This window comes from Streptomyces sp. NPDC057543 (assembly GCF_042801895.1).
GTDB lineage: Bacteria > Actinomycetota > Actinomycetes > Streptomycetales > Streptomycetaceae > Streptomyces.
In genome coordinates this window covers 1-3664 of record NZ_JBHVFF010000484.1, presented here as the reverse complement: position 1 = coordinate 3664, position 3664 = coordinate 1, and the positions used below count along the sequence as shown (strand labels likewise).

Annotated in this window: 3 protein-coding genes and 1 pseudogene; all 4 read right to left on the bottom strand. The window is 70.7% G+C overall.

What is annotated here, in order from left to right; genetic code table 11:
* Nucleotides 1-39 precede the first annotated feature (39 nt).
* Nucleotides 40-1740, bottom strand: coding sequence for a proline--tRNA ligase (locus tag ACFU8Q_RS40180; RefSeq protein WP_384464772.1), 1701 nt, complete (start codon nucleotides 1738-1740; stop codon nucleotides 40-42).
* A gap of 36 nt (nucleotides 1741-1776) precedes the next feature.
* The gene (locus tag ACFU8Q_RS40175; RefSeq protein ID WP_384464770.1) at nucleotides 1777-2400 is read right to left on the bottom strand and encodes a GNAT family N-acetyltransferase; all 624 of its coding nucleotides are present in this window, start codon (nucleotides 2398-2400) and stop codon (nucleotides 1777-1779) included.
* A 63-nt stretch (nucleotides 2401-2463) separates the two neighbouring features.
* The gene (locus ACFU8Q_RS40170; RefSeq protein WP_384464775.1) at nucleotides 2464-3306 is read right to left on the bottom strand and encodes a GNAT family N-acetyltransferase; all 843 of its coding nucleotides are present in this window, start codon (nucleotides 3304-3306) and stop codon (nucleotides 2464-2466) included.
* Nucleotides 3307-3515: 209 nt separating this feature from the next.
* Nucleotides 3516-3664 (bottom strand): annotated as a pseudogene (locus ACFU8Q_RS40165) (4-hydroxy-3-methylbut-2-en-1-yl diphosphate synthase); the annotation flags it as partial.

The window sequence follows — 3664 nt, the reverse complement described above, 5'->3', positions numbered from 1 at the left end:
CCCGCGCGGTGCGCGAGGGGCCTCGTGTCTGTTCGGGTGTCAGCCCTGGGCGATGAGGCGGGCGATCGCCTCGTCCACCGTGAGCTCCTCGCGCTCGCCGGTGCGGCGGTCCTTGAGCTCCAGGACGCCCTCGGCCGAGCGGCGGCCGGCGACCAGGATCTTCGGGACGCCGATCAGCTCGGCGTCGGTGAACTTCACACCGGGCGAGACGCCCGCACGGTCGTCGACCATGACCCGCACACCGGCGTCGGCGAGCTTCTCGGAGACGTCCAGGGCCAGCTCCGTCTGGAGCGCCTTGCCCGCCGCGACGACGTGGACATCGGCCGGGGCGATCTCGCGGGGCCAGCAGAGACCCTGCTCGTCGGCGGTCTGCTCGGCGAGCGCGGCAACGGCGCGGGAGACGCCGATGCCGTACGAGCCCATCGTGACCCGGACCGGCTTGCCGTTCTGGCCGAGCACATCGAGCTGGAAGGCGTCCGCGAACTTGCGGCCGAGCTGGAAGATGTGGCCGATCTCGATGGCGCGGTCCAGCTTGAGGCCGGTGCCGCACTTGGGGCAGGGGTCGCCCTCCTCGACGACGACGACGTCGAGGTAGTCGTCGACCTCGAAGTCACGGCCGGCGACGACGTTCTTCGCGTGGGTGCCGGGCTTGTTCGCGCCGGTGATCCAGGCGGTGCCGGCGGCGATGCGCGGGTCGGCGATGTAGCGGACCTTCTCCAGACCCTGCGGGCCGACGTAGCCGCGCACCAGGTCGGCGCGGCCCTCGAAGTCCTCCGCGGTGACCAGCTCGACGACGGCGGGCGCGAGGTGCTCGCCGAGCTTGCCGAGGTCGACCTCGCGGTCGCCGGGCACGCCCACGGCGACGATCTCGCCGTCGACCTTGACCAGCAGGTTCTTCAGGGTCGCGGAGGCCGGGACGCCGAGGTGCGCGGCGAGCGTCTCGATGGTCGGGGTGTCGGGGGTGTCCAGCTCCTCGACGGGGCCGTGCGCCGAGCCGTCCACGGGGGTGGCCTTGAAGGTCACGGCTTCCGTGTTGGCGGCGTAGTCGCAGGCGGGGCAGTCGACGAAGGTGTCCTCCCCGGCCGGGGCGGGGGCCAGGAACTCCTCGGAGGCCGAGCCGCCCATCGCGCCGGAGACGGCGGAGACGATGCGGTGGTCGAGGCCGAGCCGCTCGAAGATCCGGATGTAGGCGGCGCGGTGCAGCTGGTACGCCTCGACGAGCCCCTCGTCCGTGGTGTCGAAGGAGTACGAGTCCTTCATCTGGAACTCGCGGCCGCGCAGCACACCGGCGCGGGGGCGGGCCTCGTCCCGGTACTTGGTCTGGATCTGGTAGAGGATCACGGGCAGGTCCTTGTAGGACGTGATCTGATCCTTGACGACCTGGGTGAAGATCTCTTCGTGGGTGGGGCCGAGGAGGTACTCGGCGCCCTTGCGGTCCTTGAGCTTGAACAGCAGATCGCCGTACTCGCCGTAACGGCCGCTGGCGTCGTACGACTCCTTGGGGAGCAGCGCGGGAAGCAGCACTTCCTGGCCGCCGATGGCGTCCATCTCCTCGCGCACGACGCGGGTGATGTTCTCCAGGACCTTCTTGCCGAGCGGCAGCCAGGTCCAGATTCCGGCCGCCGTGCGGCGTACGTAACCGGCCCGGACGAGCAGCTTGTGGTTGAGCGTCTCGGCGTCCGCCGGGTCGTCGCGCAGTGTCTTGATCATCAATCGGGACATGCGCTGGACCTGGACCATGGTGAACTCCTGCTCGGAAGGGTGATGTGCAGGAGGTTAGCCGGGTGGTACGGGTGGGCGGAAATCGATTGGCTGTCGGTCCGTCCCCGTCTGCCCCTTGCGACGCAGCGGGAGCGGGGCTCCCATCACCGCGTACGGCTTGGGAGCGCTGGGGAAGAGCACCTGGCGGGCCAGGTCCCGGTAGCCGAGACTGCGGTAAAGGGCACGTGCCGGGCTGTCCGTGTCGATCGCGGAGAGGATGGACCGGGGTTGGTCGACGGCGTCCGTGACGGCGGTGATCAGCATGCGGCCGATGCCACGGTTCTGGAACGCCGGGTGGACGTGCAGTTCGGTGATGACGAACGAGTCGTCGAGCCAGTGGGCGGAGCCGGTGGCGCGGAGGTAGGGCTCGACGACGGTGGACCACCACTGGCCGCGTTCGTTCGGCATGCCGTAGACGAAGCCGACGAGCCGGCCGTCGAGGGTGGTGGCGCCCAGGGCGCGGGCGCAGGGGTGGTCGAGGTGTCTGAGGACGATGTGGCGCCGTACCTCGATCTCTTCCGGGCCCAGGCCGAAGGCGACGGCCTGCACGGCGAGCGCCTCGTCCACGCGCGCGGCGAGATCGATCGGTCCGATCCGGACGCTGGGAGTGTGGGGGCCGCCCCCGGAAACTGCTGCCATGGGCCGACCCTACTGGCCCGGGCGGGGTGGGCGGTACGGGGCGGTGGCACCGGCCGCCACCGGTCAGAACAGCACGCTCATGAACGCGCCGGTCTCGCGGAAACCGACCCTGGCGTACGCCCTGCGGGCGGGGGTGTTGTAGTCGTTCACGTACAGGCTGACGACGGGTGCGACGTCGGCCAGTGCGTAGCGAAGGACCGCCGCCATGCCGGTCTCGGAGAGTCCTCGGCCCCGGTGTTCGGGAGCGACCCAGACGCCCTGGATCTGGCAGGCCTGCGGGGTGGCCGCGCCGATCTCCGCCTTGAAGAGGACCTTGCCGTCCTCGATCCGGGCGAACGAGCGGCCGGCGCCGATGAGTTCGGCGACGCGTGCCTGGTAGAGGAGACCGCCGTCGCCCGCGAGCGGGGAGATGCCGACCTCCTCGGTGAACATCGCCACGCAGGCCGGCATCAGGACGTCCATCTCGTCCTTTCGGATCCGGCGGACCAGGGGGTCGGGGGTGACCTCGGCGGACAGGCTCTCGGTGACCATGAGCGGCTGATGGGCCCGGACCTCGCGGGCGGGGCCCCAGCCGGGTTCGAGCAGCCGCCACAGCTGGGCGGTGGGCTCCGCGGGGCCGACGATCGAGGAGCAGCGGCGGCCGGCCCGGCGGGCGCGGTCGGCGAAGCCCCTGACGGCTTCGGGGGTGGCGCAGATCGGTACGAGGTTGGCGCCCGAGTAGCAGAGCGAGCGCAGCCGTCCGTCGGCGTACCAGCCCCACATCTCGCCGCCGAGGCGCCAGGGATCGAGACCTGCGATCCGGACCCGGGCGGTCACGAAGGCATTGACCACGGGTTCGCTCTCCAGTATGGCGAGAGCGGCGCCGAGGTCGCTGGGTTCGAGGACCCGGGTGGTGGTCTGCGTCAACACGAGGGGGCCTCACCATGCGGTCTGCTGATTTCCGCACTGTACCCAAAGAGCCTCGTCCGCGCCGCCCCGTGCCCGGATAACGACCTGGTGCGCGCTCGCTGTCGTGCACCGGGGCGTCGGCGTCCGGGCCGCTTCATGGGGCCGCTCACGGCTGCGCCCCGCCGGGCGGTGTTCCTCCGACGGGGCGCGGTCGTGGGCGTCGTGGTTCAGCTGACGGAGACCTCGGGCTCGCCCGAGGCGATGCCGTCCTTCTCCATCTGCTCGGCGATCTTCATGGCTTCTTCGATCAGCGTCTCGACGATCTTCGACTCGGGCACGGTCTTGATGACCTCGCCCTTCACGAAGATCTGCCCCT

What these genes read in the sequence shown, in the direction of transcription:
- ACFU8Q_RS40180 (WP_384464772.1), bottom strand. Translation starts at nt 1,740, where the DNA reads ATGGTCCAGGTCCAGCGCATGTCCCGATTGATGATCAAGACACTGCGC.
- ACFU8Q_RS40175 (WP_384464770.1), bottom strand. Translation starts at nt 2,400, where the DNA reads ATGGCAGCAGTTTCCGGGGGCGGCCCCCACACTCCCAGCGTCCGGATC.